This is a genomic window from Zobellella endophytica (assembly GCF_003012775.1).
GTDB lineage: Bacteria > Pseudomonadota > Gammaproteobacteria > Enterobacterales > Aeromonadaceae > Oceanimonas > Oceanimonas endophytica.
In genome coordinates, this window is sequence record NZ_PXYG01000050.1 from 1 (window position 1) to 255 (window position 255).

The 255-nt window shown below is 62.7% G+C and carries 1 protein-coding gene; it reads right to left on the reverse strand.

Going from position 1 to position 255, the window contains the following annotated elements; translation table 11 throughout:
- On the reverse strand, nucleotides 1-255 hold a 255-nt coding region (locus C7H85_RS19390; RefSeq protein WP_210433713.1), incomplete at both ends, for an enoyl-CoA hydratase-related protein.

Here is a 255-nt window from a genome sequence, read left to right on the forward strand (position 1 = left end):
TGCCGAGCTTGGTTTCCGGCAGGCCGATGCGGGCGCTGGTATCACCGATACGGTAGTCGGTGGCCAGGATGCACTCGCAACCGCCGCCGAGGGCATAGCCCCTGACCACGCTGACGGTGGGGAAGGGTAGGTCTTCGATACGGTTGAAAATCCGGTTGGCCTTGGCCAGCCAGTCGCCGAGCTCGGCTTCCGGCAGCTCGAACAGCTCCAGAAACTCGGTAATGTCGGCACCGACGATAAAAGCGTCTTTGGCGC